The organism is Aeromonas sp. QDB25 (genome assembly GCF_027707725.1).
Lineage (GTDB): Bacteria > Pseudomonadota > Gammaproteobacteria > Enterobacterales > Aeromonadaceae > Aeromonas > Aeromonas caviae.
Genome location: NZ_JAPCIZ010000086.1, coordinates 1 through 15173 on the forward strand (window position 1 = coordinate 1; position 15173 = coordinate 15173).

General features: G+C 61.0%; 13 protein-coding genes, 9 tRNA genes and 2 pseudogenes. 8 read left to right on the forward strand and 16 right to left on the reverse strand.

The genetic code is table 11. The annotated features are described in order from the left end of the window. Nucleotides 1-247, reverse strand: a pseudogene (locus PG883_RS19970) (hypothetical protein); the annotation flags it as partial. Between the two features lie 87 nt (nucleotides 248-334). Further along, nucleotides 335-667, reverse strand: a complete 333-nt coding sequence (yqfB, locus tag PG883_RS19975) for a N(4)-acetylcytidine aminohydrolase (RefSeq protein ID WP_143237213.1) — start codon at nucleotides 665-667, stop codon at nucleotides 335-337. 270 nt (nucleotides 668-937) lie between these two features. Here yqfB and PG883_RS19980 point away from each other — a divergent pair, with 270 nt between their 5' ends. Further along, on the forward strand, nucleotides 938-2770 hold the full coding sequence (locus PG883_RS19980; RefSeq protein ID WP_270807833.1) for an SLC13 family permease: 1833 nt from the start codon (nucleotides 938-940) through the stop codon (nucleotides 2768-2770). 244 nt (nucleotides 2771-3014) lie between these two features. Here PG883_RS19980 and PG883_RS19985 read toward each other — a convergent pair. The 14 genes from PG883_RS19985 to lolB all read right to left on the reverse strand — a co-directional run bounded on the left by PG883_RS19985 (nucleotide 3015) and on the right by lolB (nucleotide 8852). Beyond that, nucleotides 3015-3098, reverse strand: a tRNA-Leu gene (locus PG883_RS19985). Nucleotides 3099-3106: 8 nt separating this feature from the next. Next, nucleotides 3107-3183, reverse strand: a tRNA-Met gene (locus PG883_RS19990). A 36-nt stretch (nucleotides 3184-3219) separates the two neighbouring features. Beyond that, nucleotides 3220-3294: transfer RNA gene (locus PG883_RS19995), tRNA-Gln, on the reverse strand. A gap of 46 nt (nucleotides 3295-3340) precedes the next feature. Then, a tRNA-Met gene (locus PG883_RS20000) sits at nucleotides 3341-3417 on the reverse strand. Between the two features lie 39 nt (nucleotides 3418-3456). After that, nucleotides 3457-3531 (reverse strand) — tRNA-Gln (locus tag PG883_RS20005). Between the two features lie 41 nt (nucleotides 3532-3572). After that, nucleotides 3573-3647: transfer RNA gene (locus tag PG883_RS20010), tRNA-Gln, on the reverse strand. 42 nt (nucleotides 3648-3689) lie between these two features. Continuing rightward, nucleotides 3690-3764, reverse strand: a tRNA-Gln gene (locus PG883_RS20015). A gap of 8 nt (nucleotides 3765-3772) precedes the next feature. Further along, a tRNA-Met gene (locus PG883_RS20020) sits at nucleotides 3773-3849 on the reverse strand. Nucleotides 3850-4084: 235 nt separating this feature from the next. Then, entirely contained in the window at nucleotides 4085-5176 is a 1092-nt protein-coding gene (ychF, locus tag PG883_RS20025; RefSeq protein WP_270807834.1) for a redox-regulated ATPase YchF, read from the reverse strand. 132 nt (nucleotides 5177-5308) lie between these two features. After that, complete coding sequence (pth, locus tag PG883_RS20030) at nucleotides 5309-5905, reverse strand: aminoacyl-tRNA hydrolase (RefSeq protein WP_041215615.1); 597 nt, start codon at nucleotides 5903-5905, stop codon at nucleotides 5309-5311. Between the two features lie 249 nt (nucleotides 5906-6154). Beyond that, nucleotides 6155-7102 (reverse strand): ribose-phosphate pyrophosphokinase, encoded by a 948-nt coding sequence (locus PG883_RS20035; RefSeq protein WP_010673845.1) that lies wholly within the window; start codon nucleotides 7100-7102, stop codon nucleotides 6155-6157. A gap of 239 nt (nucleotides 7103-7341) precedes the next feature. After that, nucleotides 7342-7416, reverse strand: a tRNA-Gln gene (locus tag PG883_RS20040). Continuing rightward, nucleotides 7396-8274: a 4-(cytidine 5'-diphospho)-2-C-methyl-D-erythritol kinase gene (ispE, locus tag PG883_RS20045; protein ID WP_270807840.1), complete on the reverse strand. Its 879-nt coding sequence runs from the start codon at nucleotides 8272-8274 to the stop codon at nucleotides 7396-7398. Before ispE ends, PG883_RS20040 begins: the two co-directional genes overlap by 21 nt. Beyond that, nucleotides 8274-8852, reverse strand: a complete 579-nt coding sequence (lolB, locus tag PG883_RS20050) for a lipoprotein insertase outer membrane protein LolB (protein WP_039039599.1) — start codon at nucleotides 8850-8852, stop codon at nucleotides 8274-8276. Before lolB ends, ispE begins: the two co-directional genes overlap by 1 nt. Nucleotides 8853-8977: 125 nt before the next feature. Between lolB and hemA the strand changes: the two genes are divergently transcribed. The 7 genes and pseudogenes from hemA to PG883_RS20085 form a co-directional block, all read left to right on the forward strand. Next, nucleotides 8978-10237, forward strand: coding sequence for a glutamyl-tRNA reductase (gene hemA / locus PG883_RS20055; protein ID WP_039039600.1), 1260 nt, complete (start codon nucleotides 8978-8980; stop codon nucleotides 10235-10237). Nucleotides 10238-10287: 50 nt separating this feature from the next. Beyond that, nucleotides 10288-11376: a peptide chain release factor 1 gene (gene prfA / locus PG883_RS20060; protein ID WP_039039601.1), complete on the forward strand. Its 1089-nt coding sequence runs from the start codon at nucleotides 10288-10290 to the stop codon at nucleotides 11374-11376. Beyond that, nucleotides 11376-12206, forward strand: coding sequence for a peptide chain release factor N(5)-glutamine methyltransferase (gene prmC / locus PG883_RS20065; RefSeq protein ID WP_270807836.1), 831 nt, complete (start codon nucleotides 11376-11378; stop codon nucleotides 12204-12206). The genes prfA and prmC overlap by 1 nt, the downstream gene beginning before the upstream one ends. Before the next feature lie 45 nt (nucleotides 12207-12251). Beyond that, nucleotides 12252-12635 (forward strand): SirB2 family protein, encoded by a 384-nt coding sequence (locus PG883_RS20070; protein WP_042880800.1) that lies wholly within the window; start codon nucleotides 12252-12254, stop codon nucleotides 12633-12635. Nucleotides 12636-12646: 11 nt separating this feature from the next. Further along, nucleotides 12647-13447 (forward strand): SirB1 family protein, encoded by an 801-nt coding sequence (locus PG883_RS20075; protein WP_270807838.1) that lies wholly within the window; start codon nucleotides 12647-12649, stop codon nucleotides 13445-13447. 11 nt (nucleotides 13448-13458) lie between these two features. Continuing rightward, nucleotides 13459-14313 (forward strand): 3-deoxy-8-phosphooctulonate synthase, encoded by an 855-nt coding sequence (kdsA, locus tag PG883_RS20080; RefSeq protein ID WP_128343953.1) that lies wholly within the window; start codon nucleotides 13459-13461, stop codon nucleotides 14311-14313. 289 nt (nucleotides 14314-14602) lie between these two features. Then, nucleotides 14603-15061, forward strand: a pseudogene (locus tag PG883_RS20085) (cation:dicarboxylate symporter family transporter); the annotation flags it as partial. Between the last annotated feature and the right edge of the window lie 112 nt (nucleotides 15062-15173).

Genomic DNA, 15173 nt, shown 5'->3' on the forward strand with positions numbered 1-15173 from the left:
AGGCTATCAACAGGATGACGGGGTTAGGTATGCCTGTACGACAGCAGGTCAACTGAGCGAAATCGGCGCTTGGAGAAAGTCCGTCCTGTTTTGGAATTGTGCAACAAGGCCACTCACCGCCCAACAGGGCAGAGGCTAGGTAGCCGTCACGGCGCGCCTGCCAGCTCAGCTGGCTCGCCTTGGGACGACCTGCGGCGATGAAGTCTGCCACCATGACTGCGATGGCCGGTTCGAGTTGTTTTTCCATAAGACACCAATGACTGTATATAAAAACAGTCATTGTGCGCTTTTGGCCTGTGAGCGCAACCGGCGTTAGCTGAGGCAGCTCACAAAATCAGGCCTCAATCAGCACGAATTCAATCACATAGAGGGGGGGCAGTGTGGGGTAGATATCGCGGATCACATCTTTAAGCTCGGGGAGGGTCATGTTCTCCTGACGGGCGTGCTCGTCGCTCAGCGCCTCAAAGGCGACCGCCTTGACCGAGATGACTTCAATGGTGCCAAAAGGCTGGTGTTCCGGGTTGGTGAACAGGGCCAGGCGCTGGCCGGGCCGCCAGTTTGCCTCGCTCTCGTCGCGGATGGTGATGGTCTTTCGGCCAGCCTGGATGTCGGCGACAAAGCGGCTGAAGAAGGTGAATGCCGGGTAGGCCGGGGTGTGCTGGGTCATGTCGTCTCCGAAGAGCAAGGGGTGAGAGGGCGGCTCAGGCCGCGGCGGGCCCATTTTAGGAGGGGCGTGGGGAGCGTGCAGCACTTTTTACCCCGACATGTGAAGGGCGACCGACTGCGTTCACGGACCGGTAAAATGGCCGCAACTGAACCTGAATGTGAGATGATGCGGTCTCCTCTTTCTTGATATGTAACAAATCAGGGGGACGGGCTCTGTGGTCTGATGGCGTCCGAGGCCGGCCGTGGTTGACGTTGAACAAAAGGAGCAAGTGTGAATTCCGAGTTGATCTGGGTGCTCAGCATGCTGGTGGGTGCCATTCTCCTGTTTATTACCAACAAGGTCCGCATGGACGTGGTCGCCTTGTTGATCATCATCCTGTTCGTGTTGAGCGGCACCCTGACCCTGCCGCAGGCGCTGGCAGGATTCAGTGATCCCAACGTCATTCTGATTGCCGCCCTGTTCGTGGTGGGGGAGGGGCTGGTGCGTACCGGCATCGCCTATCAGGTGGGAGATGCCCTGGTGAAGGTGGCCGGCAGCAGCGAAACCCGCATGCTGGTGCTGCTGATGGTGGCGGTGGCGACCCTGGGGGCCGTGATGAGTTCGACCGGGGTGGTGGCCATCTTCATCCCCGTGGTGCTGAGCGTGGCGAACCGGATGGGGATCCCGGCGGGCAGACTGATGATGCCGCTCGGCTTTGCCGGCCTTATCAGCGGCATGATGACGCTGGTGGCAACCCCTCCCAACATGGTGGTGAACAGTGAACTGATGCGGCACGACATCCAGGGGTTCGGCTTCTTCGGCTTCACTCCCATGGGGGTCATCATTCTGGGGATGGGGATCCTCTACATGCTGCTGATGCGCAACCGTCTGGTGCGTGAAGGAGAGGAGGGCAAGGGCAAGCAGATGGGACGCAGCACCATGCGGGATCTCATCCGTGACTACCGGCTGGCCGGGCGAGCACGCCGACTGGCGATCCGGCCCGATTCCCCCCTGATCGGCCAGACCCTGGACGAGCTGCAATTGCGTGCCCGCTTCGGGGCCAACGTCATCGGGATGGAGCGCTGGCGCAAGTTCAGGCGGGTGATGGTCAGTGTCACCGGGGTGACCGAGTTCCAGGCCAAGGACGTGCTGCTCATCGACATGTCGGATCCCGAGGTGGATGTGCGGGAGTTTTGCAGCGAGGCGCGGCTCGAGCCCATGATATTGCGCGGAGAGTATTTCTCCGACCAGGCGCGGGAGGTGGGCATGGCGGAGGTCTCCCTCATCCCCGGCTCCCGGCTGCTCGGCAAGAGCATCCGCGAGGTGACCTTCCGTTCCCGTTACGGTCTGAGCGTGGTGGGGATCCGCCGGGATGGAGAGGCGCTGACCGGCAAGCTGGTGGACGAGTCGCTGCAGATGGGGGATACCCTGCTGGTGGTGGGGAACTGGAGCCTCATTCGTCAGTTGCAGACCCATCATCGCGATTTTCTGCTGCTGGGCCTGCCTGCGGAAGTGGACGAGATGGCGCCGGCCCGCAGCCAGGCCATTCACGCCCTGATTGCCCTCGGGGTCATGATAGTGCTGATGGTGACGGATCCCGTGCCCAACGTGATTGCGGCGCTCATCGCCTGCCTGCTGATGGGCAAGTTCCGCTGCATCGATCTGGAGAGCGCCTACAAGTCCATCCACTGGCCGACCCTGATCCTCATCGTGGGCATGCTGCCCTTTGCCCTTGCATTGCAGCAGACCGGCGGGGTGGATCTCATCGTCGGCGCGCTCATCTCGGCGGTGGGGGAGATGGGCCCCAGGGTGATGCTGGCCAGCCTCTTCGCGCTCTGTGCCGTCATCGGGCTCTTCATCTCCAACACGGCGACGGCGGTGCTGATGGCGCCCATCGCGCTGGGGACGGCCCATCAGATGGGGGTGTCGCCTTATCCCTTTGCCATGACCATCGCCATCGCCGCCTCGGCAGCCTTCATGACGCCGGTCTCGTCGCCGGTCAACACCCTGGTGCTGGGCCCGGGCAACTACAAGTTCATGGACTTCGTGCGCATCGGCGTGCCCTTCACCTTGCTGGTGATGGTGGTGAGCGTCATCGCCATCCCCTGGTTCTTCCCGTTCTGACGACAGCAAACGATATGGCGGCCTGCGGGTCGCCTTTTTATTGCCCGCAGTGCTCTGCGAGATGAAAAGGGTGGCATCACGTCGGAGCAGGGCATTGCGCCGTCGCAGAGGAGAACACAAGGCGCAGCCGTTGAGACATGAGGTGGCGTTGCAGGCGTGCGATGGCATGGAGAGGGGAAGAAGAGCGGCAAACGCCGGATACAAAAAAACCAGCCTGAGCTGGTCTGTTTGGTACTGCTTTCGATGGTGCGGAAGGAGAGACTCGAACTCTCACGCCTAGGGCGCCAGAACCTAAATCTGGTGCGTCTACCAATTTCGCCACTTCCGCAAGAATAATGGTGGCTATGACGGGATTCGAACCTGTGACCCCCGCATTATGAGTGCGATGCTCTAACCAACTGAGCTACATAGCCGTCTTGTGCACGACTTGCGTCGAATACAAGCAAAAATGGCTGGGGCACTAGGATTCGAACCTAGGTATGGCGAGATCAAAACCCGCTGCCTTACCGCTTGGCGATGCCCCAACAGTGTTCTTTGCAATCGAATGATTGAAGGAACGTTTTTCAAACATGGTGGCTATGACGGGATTCGAACCTGTGACCCCCGCATTATGAGTGCGATGCTCTAACCAACTGAGCTACATAGCCGTTTGTTGTCAACCACAAACGTGGAAGAGAACAGAAAAATGGCTGGGGTACTAGGATTCGAACCTAGGGATGGCGAGATCAAAACCCGCTGCCTTACCGCTTGGCGATACCCCAACAGCGATGCCCGACAGAGACTGTCAAACATCATTCAAAAATGGCTGGGGTACTAGGATTCGAACCTAGGGATGGCGAGATCAAAACCCGCTGCCTTACCGCTTGGCGATACCCCAACAACGATGCCTGACAGAGACCATCAAACATCATTCAAAAAATGGCTGGGGTACTAGGATTCGAACCTAGGGATGGCGAGATCAAAACCCGCTGCCTTACCGCTTGGCGATACCCCAACTAGAGATGGTGGCTATGACGGGATTCGAACCTGTGACCCCCGCATTATGAGTGCGATGCTCTAACCAACTGAGCTACATAGCCAACCGTGCTTCCAGTGAGTCGTTGCCTCGTCACTGTGCGGCCGGAATTATGCGTATCTGGCTCTGGGGCGTCAACCCTTTTTTTGTTTGAAAAAACGAATTTGGGTGCGTTTGGCGAGTTATTGGCCGCTGTCGTGCAAAAGCCCAACAATCTGGTTTTTTTTACGACATTCGCACCCAGATCGCGCCTCTGGCCAGATAAAAAAGAGGCCAGCAAATGCTGGCCTCTCATGGGGTTAGACGTTGAACAGGAAGTTCATGATATCGCCATCCTTGACGATGTAGTCTTTCCCTTCCGCGCGCATCTTGCCTGCTTCCTTGGCGCCTTGCTCACCCTTATAGGTGATAAAGTCGTCGAAGGCGATGGTCTGGGCGCGAATAAAGCCTTTTTCGAAGTCGGTGTGGATCTTGCCAGCGGCCTGCGGGGCGGTGGCGCCTACCGGAATGGTCCAGGCGCGCACTTCTTTCACACCGGCGGTGAAGTAGGTCTGCAACTTGAGCAGCTCGTATCCGGAGCGGATCACCCGGTTCAGGCCCGGCTCCTCGATGCCCAGATCCGCCATGAACTCGGCGCGGTCTTCGTCGTCCAGCTCGGCGATGTCCGCCTCGATGGCGCAGCAGACGACTACCACAACCGCGTTCTCGGCGGCGGCGATTTCGCGCACCTTGTCGAGGTAGGGGTTGTTCTCGAAGCCATCTTCTGCCACGTTGGCGATGTACATGGTGGGTTTGAGGGTCAGGAAGTTGAGGTGGCTGACGGCGGCCAGCTCATCCTTGTCCAGCTTCATGCCGCGGATCATCTGGCCGTTTTCCAGGGCAACCTTGATCTTCTCCAGCACTTCCACTTCCAGCTTGGCATCCTTGTCGCCGCCCTTGGCACGCTTGGACTGGCGATTGATGGCGCGCTCGCAGGCATCCAGGTCGGAGAGGGCCAGCTCGGTGTTGATCACCTCGATGTCGTCGGCCGGGGAGACCTTGCCCGCCACGTGGACGATGTTCTCGTCCTCGAAGCAGCGCACCACGTGACCGATGGCTTCGGTTTCACGGATGTTGGCGAGGAACTGGTTGCCAAGGCCTTCGCCCTTGGAGGCACCGGCCACCAGGCCGGCGATGTCCACGAACTCCATGGTGGTCGGCACGACACGCTGCGGATTGATGATGGCCGCCAGCTGGTCGAGGCGGGGATCCGGCATGGGGACCACACCCGTGTTCGGCTCAATGGTGCAGAACGGGAAGTTGGCGGCTTCGATGCCGGCCTTGGTCAGCGCATTGAACAGGGTGGATTTGCCTACATTGGGCAGGCCCACGATACCGCATTTAAAACCCATGGATTGTTACCTTGTTGGTGGATGCTTCAAGGGGCCGCGCGGGCGGCCCGTGTCGTGTTGCTTGACCCCGAGGCGAGGGATCTCGCCAGGGGGCCGGTCATCTTGAACTGCCTGGCGATGCAGGCTGAAGGCCTAGACTTTCTCGGCCTTGAAACTGTGCAGGCGATTCATGGCCTTGGTCATGTCCTGCTTGAACAGGATGTCGGTGGCGCGCAGGGATTCGTCCAGCGCGGCCTCGATCAGACTCTGCTCACTGCTGGGCGCCTTGGTCAGCACGAAGCCGGCGACCAGCTCCTTGGCGCCCGGATGGCCGATGCCAAGGCGCAGCCGGAAGAAGTTATTGTTGTTGCCCATTCTGGCGATGATGTCCTTGAGGCCGTTATGGCCGCCGTGACCGCCCCCTTGCTTGAACTTGGCGATGCCGGGAGGCAGGTCCAGCTCGTCGTGGGCCACCAGGATTTCTTCCGGGGCGATCTGGTAGAAGCGCGCGAGCGCCGCCACGGCCTTGCCGGAGAGATTCATGTAGGTGTTCGGGATGAGCAGCCGCACATCCTGCCCGTCCACCAGGAAGCGGGCGGTGTGGCCGAAGAACTTGGGCTCTTCGCGCAGGCTGACATTGTGCCAGCGTGCCAGTTGCTCCACATACCAGGCGCCCGCATTGTGGCGGGTCTTGGCATATTCGGGGCCGGGATTACCCAGCCCGACAATCAGTTTGATTTGACTTGTCACGCTTGATGTCTTCACTCGCTACTTGCCATGGGCGGATGACCCGGGGCAATGGGACGCAATATTCTAGCCGCCGAGTGGCGATCACTCAACCAAAGTGCGGCAAGGTCGGGGAAAAGCCGGACAGAAGGGCTCGGGTGGGGTGGCTCGTCCGAGGTTTTCGTCTCTTGCCGAGTGAAGGCTGGCGGTTGGCGCCAGGCACCCAAAAAAACAAAAACCGCCATTTGGCGGTTTTTGTCACGACAGGGTCTATCAATGCTCGAACATGGCAGAGATGGACTCTTCGTTGCTGATGCGGCGAATGGCTTCGGCCAGCACGGAGGAGAGGGTCAGCTGCTTGACCTTGCCGACTGCCTTCATCTCCGGGGTGAGCGGGATGGAGTCGGTGATGATCAGCTCGTCGATGACCGAATTCTTGATGTTTTCAACGGCGGTGCCGGAGAAGACAGGGTGGGTCGCATAGGCGAACACGCGCTTGGCACCACGCTCTTTCAGCGCTTCGGCCGCTTTGCACAGGGTGCCGCCGGTGTCGATCATGTCGTCGACGATGACGCAGTCACGACCAGCCACGTCGCCGATCAGGTGCATGACCTGGGAGACGTTAGGACGGGGACGACGCTTGTCGATGATGGCGATGTCGGTGTCGTCCAGCAGCTTGGCGATGGCACGGGCACGGACTACGCCGCCGATGTCCGGTGACACGACCACGGGGGATTCGAGGTTCTTGGCCTTCATGTCTTCCAGCAGCACCGGGCTGCCGAACACGTTGTCGACGGGGACGTCGAAGAAGCCCTGGATCTGCTCGGCATGCAGGTCAACGGTCAGCACACGGTCCACACCTACGCTGGAGAGGAAGTCGGCGACGACCTTGGCGGTGATGGGCACACGGGCGGAGCGGACGCGGCGGTCCTGACGGGCATAACCAAAGTAGGGGATAACGGCAGTGATACGGCCAGCTGAAGCACGACGCAGTGCATCCACCATGACGATCAATTCCATCAAATTGTCGTTGGTCGGGGCACAGGTGGATTGAATGATGAAGATATCGCCACCGCGTACATTCTCGTTGATCTGTACGCTGATCTCGCCGTCGCTAAAGCGACCTACGGCAGCATTGCCGAGTTTGATAAACAGGCGATCTGCGATCTTCTGGGCTAGTTCCGGCGTTGCGTTACCAGCAAACAGCTTCATGTCAGGCACGGTTTGAAACCTCGGGGTTGCATCCAGTATGTGGGGAGTCTGATTTTAGACCCGTATCGTTTGGGGGCAAACGATTTAGCAAGATGACGGACAAGGTCTCTGGGCGATGTCGAGGATGGCGTCTCATCACCCGCAGGGTGGGTGGACGGGAATCCACCTTGAGCGCCATCGCGTCAGATTGGCCCAAGACACATCGACGAGGTCAACACCTCCCGATGCGGCCTCAACAAGGAGAGAGTTGGCTGGGGTACTAGGATTCGAACCTAGGAATGGCGAGATCAAAACCCGCTGCCTTACCGCTTGGCGATACCCCAATCACTCACTTGTTGCAAAGTGACGAAGAGTGGTGATATGTTCTCGCCCTTGGCGACAAACCCATCCCAGCCTTCCGGCACTCTTGCCAACACCTTCCGAGCAGCCATTTCGTCTTTAAATCGAGCAAAGACGCAGGCGCCAGTGCCCGTCATTCTTGACGGCGCGTATTCTAGCAACCAGCCGAGCGCATTGGCAACCTCGGGGTGGCGCTTTTTCACCAGCAGTTCGCAATCGTTTTTCCACTCTCCTGCCAGCAGATTGTCCAGGGTCATCTTGGGGGTGTTGCGGGGCAGGTCGGGATCCTGGAACACGGCGGCGGTGGCCACATGGCAATCGGGCTTGAGTACCAGGTACCAGGCATCCGGCACCTCGACCGGTTGCAACCGCTCCCCCACGCCCTCGGCGAAGGCGGCCTTGCCCCGCACGAACACCGGCACGTCGGCGCCCAGCTGCACGCCGAGCTCTGCCAGCTCGTCTTCACTCAAGCCGGCTTGCCAGAGGTGGTTCAGGGCCACTAGGGTGGTGGCCGCGTCCGACGAGCCGCCCCCGATGCCACCGCCCATGGGCAGTACCTTCTCCAGCCGGATATGGGCTCCCTGCGGACTGGCCAACCGGCTCTGCAACAGTCGCGCAGCCCGGATGATGAGGTTCTGTTCATCGGGCACGCCGGGAATGGCCGGGCTCAGGGTGAGTTGGTCGCTGCCCGTGAGCGGCTCAAACTCCAGCCAGTCGCCGTGATTGAGAAAGATGAAGAGGGTCTGCAGTTCGTGGTAGCCATCGGGGCGGCGGCCGTTGACGTGCAGGAAGAGGTTGAGCTTGGCCGGGGCTGGCCAGCGGATCGGCGCCTGGTCGTGCATCATGGTGCCAGGGTCCACTCGTTGATCTGCAGCTTGAGACGGCTCTCCTGCCCGGTCATGGTGAGCAGGTGGGGCAGGCGATAGCCGTCTTGATCCCGATAGTCCCCGTAGACGATCTGCCACTGGCCGTCGCGCACGCTGGCGAGGCTGGCATCGGGGTTGAGCTCGAATTCGGCCTGCCCCGGCAATCCCTTGATCCACTCAGGCAGCCCGGCCACCGGAATGTGCCAGCCGGTGAGCTGATAGACCAGGAGCTCGGCATCCTGGCTCTGGTGCTGTTTTCCGTCGTTGTCGAGCAGAGTCACCTCGCCGCCGGTGCGGGAGAGTTCCAGAATATGGGTGCCGATGAGGCTGGTGAGGTTGAGGCGATAGTCGTCGCCGTTTTGCTGCCAGTTGAGGCGAGCGCTGCCCTTCTGGCGGGCGGTGATGATGGCCATTTTGCCCGACAACTGCCAGTGTGTGAGGCGTTCGAGGCGGGCGCGCTCCTGCTGCCAGTTGACCTGATCCCGCTGGGGTTGGGTGGTGGTACAGCCCGCCAGCACCAGCAGGCAGGCGAGGGAGAAGATACGCAACAACAAGGTGGAGCTCCGCAGATGAGGTTTGCGACAGTATAAGGGGCGGCCGTATTGCTTTTAAAGACTTACCCTTTCTCGTACAATTGTCGGCCTCTACACCCTGTGCATGAAACGATCATCACCCACCCATGAGTCTGTTTGCCCTCGGAATCAACCACAACACCGCCAGTGTCGCTTTGCGGGAGCGGGTCGCCTTTGGCCCGGACCGCATCGATCGCGCCCTGCGTGAGCTGGTGGAGCAGCCTGGCGTCAGCGAGGCGGTGATCGTCTCCACCTGCAACCGCACCGAGCTCTATTGCAGCCTGGAGCAGGGGCAGGGGGAGCAGGTGCTGAACTGGTTGCAGCGGTTCCACGCGCTGGAGGCGAGCGAGGTGCTCTCCGCCATCTACCGGCACCAGGACGAGGAAGCGGTGCGACACCTGATGCGGGTGGCCTGCGGCCTCGACTCCCTGGTGCTCGGGGAGCCGCAGATCCTGGGGCAGATCAAGCAATCCTACGCCCACGCCCAGCAGGCGGATGCGGTGAAAGGATCCCTGGAGCGCCTGTTCCAGAAATCCTTCTCGGTGGCCAAACGGGTGCGCACCGACACCGAGATCGGCGCCAGCGCGGTGTCGGTGGCCTTCGCCGCCGTGAGCCTGGCCCGCCGTATCTTCTCCGATCTCTCCCAGACCAAGGTGCTGCTGGTGGGCGCCGGTGAAACCATCGAACTGGTGGCCCGCCACCTGCGCGAGCAGAGCGTGACCCGGATGATGGTGGCGAACCGGACCCTGCAACGGGCCCAGTTGCTGGCAGAGGAGTTCGGTGCCCAGGTAATGACCCTGGAGGAGATCCCGGACTACCTGCACGAGGCGGACATCGTCATCAGCTCCACGGCAAGCCCCCTGCCCATCATCGGCAAGGGCATGGTGGAGCGGGCGCTCAAGGCGCGTCGCTTCAAGCCCATGTTCCTGGTGGACATCGCCGTGCCCCGCGACATCGAAGCCGAGGTGGACGAGCTCTCCGATGCCTATCTCTACACGGTGGACGATCTGCAGGGCATCATCGAGCAGAACCTGGAGACCCGCAAGCGGGCGGCCGCCGAGGCGGAACTCATCGTGCAGGAAGAGCGCGACGAGTTCATGGGCTGGTATCGCAGCCAGCACTCGGTGGATCTCATTCGCGATTATCGCCATCAGTCACAGCAGGTCGCCGACGAAGAGTTGCAGCGGGCCTTGCTGGCCCTGCAACAGGGTGAAAATGCCGAGCAGGCGCTCAAGGCCATGGCCCATCGCCTCACCAACAAACTGATCCACGCACCGACCCAGGCCCTGCGCCAGGCCGCCGCCCAGGGGGACAGCCACAAGCTGGCCCAACTGCGTCAGGTGCTGGGATTGTCACAAGAATCATAGTGTTGGGACGGCCCTTTGCCGTCCCGTCCTCCATCGAGAATCCAAGAGTCATGAACCCCTCATTGATCAGAAAGCTGGAAGGCCTCATCGAGCGCCATGAAGAAGTACAGGCCCTGCTCGGGGAGCCCGGGGTCGCCTCGGATCAGGACAGATACCGCGCCCTGACCCGGGAATACGCCCAGCTGGAAGATATCGTTCACGCCTTCCAGCGTTTCCGCCAGGCCGAAGAGAACCTCGACACCACCCGGCTGATGCTGGAGGAAGAGGATGCCGAGCTGCGGGAGATGGCGCAGGAGGAACTGCCGCTCGCCAAGGCGACCTTCGAGGAGCAGGAGCAGGCGCTTCAGGTGATGCTGTTGCCGCGCGACCCCAAGGATGACAACAACTGCTATCTGGAGATCCGCGCCGGTGCCGGTGGCGACGAGGCGGCCATTTTCGCGGGGGATCTGTTCCGCATGTACTCCCGCTACGCCGAGCGTCAGGGGTGGCGTGTCTCCATCGTCAGCTGCAATGACGGCGAACACGGCGGCTACAAGGAGGTGATCGCCAAGGTGGACGGCGAGCACGTCTACGGCCGCCTCAAGTTCGAGTCCGGCGGCCACCGGGTGCAGCGAGTCCCCGAGACCGAGTCCCAGGGCCGGGTGCACACCTCCGCCTGTACCGTGGCCGTGCTGCCGGAAGTGCCGGAAGCCGAGCAGGTGGAGATCAACCCCTCCGAGCTGAAGATCGACACCTTCCGCGCTTCCGGTGCCGGCGGCCAGCACGTCAACAAGACCGACTCCGCCATCCGTATCACCCACCTGCCCACCGGGCTGGTGGTGGAGTGCCAGGACGAGCGCTCCCAGCACAAGAACCGCGCCAAGGCGATGTCGGTGCTCTCCGCCCGCCTGCAGGCGGCCGAGGACGAACGCCACCGCGCCGCCGAGCAGAGTACCCGCCGCAACCTGGTGGGCTCCGGGGATCGCTCCGAGCGCATCCGCACTTACAACTATCCCCAGGGGCGTCTCTCCGAGCACCGGATCAACCTCACCCTGTATCGTCTGGGCGACATCCTGGAAGGGGATCTGGACTGCGTGATCACCCCCCTGGTGCAGGAGTATCAGGCGGATCAGCTCGCCTCCCTGGCCGAGAGCAACTGATGCAGATCCAGCAGGCCCGTGCCCATATCATGGCGACCCTGGCCTCCGGGGAATCCCCCCGTGCCGACGCCGATGCCCTGCTCTGTCATCTGCTGGATTGTCGGCGCAGCTATCTGATGACCTGGCCGGAGCACGAGCTCGATGCCGCCCAGCAGGCAACCCTGGCGGGCTGGCTTGCCCGTCGCCTCAATGGTGAGCCCATTGCCCACCTCATCGGTGAGCGGGAGTTCTGGTCGCTGCCGCTGAAAGTGAGCCCGGCCACCCTGATCCCGCGCCCCGATACCGAGGTGCTGGTGGAACAGGCGCTGGCCCGCCTGCCGGGCGGCCCCTGCGCCCTGCTGGATCTGGGCACGGGCACCGGTGCCATCGCCCTTGCGCTCAAGTCTGAGCGACCGGATGCCGATGTATGGGCGGTGGACAGGATGCCGGCCGCGGCCGCGTTGGCCCGCACCAACAGCGCCGCCCTGGGGTTGCCCATCGAGGTGCGCGACGGCAGCTGGTTTGCGCCGCTCTCGGATGCACCGCGCTTTGCGATGATCGTCTCCAACCCGCCTTACATCGACGGGACGGATCCCCATCTTCACGAGGGGGACGTGCGCTTCGAGCCGCGCTCCGCCCTGGTGGCGGAGGAGCTGGGGCTGGCGGATATCCGCCTCATCGTCACCCAGGCGCCCGCCCATCTGGTGCCTGGTGGCTGGCTGTTGCTGGAACACGGCTGGGATCAGGGGGAGGCGGTGCGTCAACTCCTGCTGCAACAAGGCTACGTCCAGGTGGAAACCGTGCGCGATTACGGCGATAACGAGCGGGTGACCCTGGGGCGCCTGGCTTAGTGATATGACGGGCGGGCCCGGTCTGCCCCTGTTCAAGGAAATCTTATGTATGTTGTTCTCAAGCATCTGCACCTCACCCTGATTGCCGGGGCCGTGCTGATGTTTATCCTGCGCTTTTACTGGTTGCAGACCGGCTCCGCGCTGGCAGGGGGAGCCCGCACCCTCAAGATCAGCGGCTGGCTCAACGGCCTGGTGGTGCTCTCCGGTGCGCTGCTCTGCATGGTGCTGGGTCTCAACCCCCTCAACAACGCCATCCCCTGGCTGGCCGAGAAGCTGACATCCATCCTGGTGGTGGCGTTTCTGGCCATGATGGCGCTGCGCCTGGCCCGCAGCAACGGCATCCGCTGGTTTGCCTTCCTGGGCGCACTGGGGTGGATCTTCTTTATCGCCAAGCTTGCGGTGCAAAAGCAGGCCAGCCTGTTCGGCTAGGAAGGATGACGATGATACGTGTGGATGAGTGGACCGACTTCGAGGCTCACGATCTGGCCGAGCTGGCGCTGTCGGTGAGCGACGAGATCCGGGGCCATGGCGGCACGGGAGAGGCCGAGCTTGCCCGCCTCGATGCCTGGCTGGACGAGACGATTGCCGAGGGAGACTGCGACGAGGTGCGCCGTCAGCTGTTGCAGGGTTTCTACCAGACCCTGGGCTTTCGTGGCGACTGGCAGGATTACTTCTCGTCCGCCAACTGCGATCTGGACCAGGTGCTGGCAAGGCGCAAGGGGATCCCGGTCAGTCTCGGCATCCTCCTCATCCAGCTGGGTCGCAAGATAGGGCTGGATGTGGAGGGGATCTGCTTCCCCGGCCATTTCCTCCTGAGTTTTGCCGGTCTGGACGGGGAGGTCTATGTGGACCCCTTCAACGGTGATGAACTGAGCCGGCACCGCATCGAACTGCTGCTGCGCGGTGCCCTCGGCAACCTGGCGAGTCTGAGGGATGATCATCTGCAGCCATCGGGGCAGTGGGAGATCATCGAGCGCTTGCTCAATGTCAGCAAGGGCGCCCTGCTGCGCGAGGAGCGCATGACGGAGGCGTTGCGCTGCAGCGAGCTGCTGCTGCGCATGAAGCCCGGCGATCCGCTGGAGACGCGGGATCGGGGCTTCATCTATGAGCAACTCGATTGCCCGCGCTTTGCCGCCGACGATTTCGAATACTTTATTGAACAATGCCCTGATGATCCCGTGGCCGACGTGCTGAAAACCCAGCTGGCCACCCTGGACCTCAGTCCCAAGCCCCTCCATTAAGGATCCCTGAGATGGAACAGAAGAATATCAAGGTCAACCAGATCGACGTCGCCAACGACAAACCTTTCGTGCTGTTCGGCGGCATGAACGTGCTGGAATCCCGCGACATGGCGATGGCGGTGTGCGAGAAGTACATGGAAGTGACCAGCAAGCTCGGCATCCCGTTCGTGTTCAAGGCGAGCTGGGACAAGGCCAACCGCTCCTCCATCCACTCCTATCGCGGCCCGGGTCTGGAAGAGGGGATGAAGATCTTCCAGGAGCTGAAAGCGACCTTCGGCATGCCGGTGATCTCCGATCTGCATGAGCCCCATCAGGCCAAACCGGTCGCCGAGGTGGTCGACGTCATCCAGCTGCCCGCCTTCCTGGCGCGCCAGACCGATCTGGTGGAGGCCATGGCCGGCACCGGCAACGTCATCAACATCAAGAAGCCGCAATTCCTGAGCCCAAGCCAGATGAAGAACATCACCGACAAGTTCGAGGAGTGTGGCAACGATCGCCTGATCCTCTGCGAGCGCGGTGCCAACTTCGGCTATGACAACCTGGTAGTGGACATGCTGGGTCTGGGCGTCATGAAGAAGAGCACCGGCGGCTATCCGGTCATCTTTGACGTCACCCACTCCCTGCAGTGCCGTGATCCCCTGGGGGCGGCCTCCGGCGGTCGCCGCGAGCAGGTGACCGAGCTGGCCCGTGCCGGCATGGCGGTGGGCCTGGCCGGTCTCTTTATCGAATCCCACCCGGATCCGAAAATTGCCCGCTGTGACGGCCCGAGCGCCCTGCCGCTGGAGAAGCTGGAAGGCTTCCTCAAGCAGATGAAGGCCATCGACGATCTCGTCAAGGGCTTCGAGCCCCTCGATACCTCCGCCTGATCGCGATTTCTACTATCAAAAATGCCCCGCCATGCGGGGCATTTTTATTTCTGTCATTTTCATTTGGTGCTCTTCGGCGTCTATTGCGACCATGTTTCTGTGGTGTTAATGATGTTAAATATGTTGTGTGATTAATGTCTCTTATTTGCTTCTTATGACATGCAAAAGTAGCGACCGTCAGGATGGCAAAAAGGTATGAAGCGGGTGAGATAACCCTATTTCTCGCCGCAGACTGCTGCATGCGTTATTTGCTGTCAGTGGAGTCACACTTATTAACAGGACGTTGAGCATGCACAAGAAAATTGTCAGTAGCCTCTATTTTCAGGTGATATTGGCAATCACCATCGGAATATGTCTGGGACATGTCTATCCGAGTCTGGGCGCAGATATGAAACCCCTTGGTGATGGCTTCGTTAAATTAATCAAGATGATCATCGCCCCCGTCATTTTCTGTACCGTGGTCACCGGCATTGCCGGCATGGAAAGCATGAAGGCGGTGGGCAAAACCGGTGCCATTGCGCTGATCTATTTTGAAGTGGTGAGCACCCTGGCCCTGATCATCGGTCTGTGCGTGGTCAACGTGCTGCAGCCCGGGGCCGGTATGAATGTGGATCCCTCCTCACTCGACGCCAGCGCCATCTCCGTCTATGCGGATCAGGCCCAGTCCCAGGGGATAATTCCCTTCCTGCTGGATGTGATACCGGCCAGCGTCATCGGTGCCTTTGCCGGCGGCAATATACTCCAGGTGTTCGCGAATTCAACTCCGAAGTGCAACACCCGCCAAATCAAGCAACCTGTCGTAGTTCATCAAACACGATCTGCGGTTGCCTGAAATCCAAACATTTGCGCGGTCTAAGGTT

Excerpts from the sequence above, each read along its gene's own strand:
- ychF (WP_270807834.1), bottom strand. The coding sequence starts at position 5,176 with ATGGGTTTTAAATGCGGTATCGTGGGCCTGCCCAATGTAGGCAAATCC.
- hemA (WP_039039600.1), top strand. The coding sequence starts at position 8,978 with ATGAGTCTGTTTGCCCTCGGAATCAACCACAACACCGCCAGTGTCGCT.
- kdsA (WP_128343953.1), top strand. The coding sequence starts at position 13,459 with ATGGAACAGAAGAATATCAAGGTCAACCAGATCGACGTCGCCAACGAC.
- PG883_RS20070 (WP_042880800.1), top strand. The coding sequence starts at position 12,252 with ATGTATGTTGTTCTCAAGCATCTGCACCTCACCCTGATTGCCGGGGCC.
- prfA (WP_039039601.1), top strand. The coding sequence starts at position 10,288 with ATGAACCCCTCATTGATCAGAAAGCTGGAAGGCCTCATCGAGCGCCAT.
- prmC (WP_270807836.1), top strand. The coding sequence starts at position 11,376 with ATGCAGATCCAGCAGGCCCGTGCCCATATCATGGCGACCCTGGCCTCC.
- PG883_RS20075 (WP_270807838.1), top strand. The coding sequence starts at position 12,647 with ATGATACGTGTGGATGAGTGGACCGACTTCGAGGCTCACGATCTGGCC.
- yqfB (WP_143237213.1), bottom strand. The coding sequence starts at position 667 with ATGACCCAGCACACCCCGGCCTACCCGGCATTCACCTTCTTCAGCCGC.
- ispE (WP_270807840.1), bottom strand. The coding sequence starts at position 8,274 with ATGCACGACCAGGCGCCGATCCGCTGGCCAGCCCCGGCCAAGCTCAAC.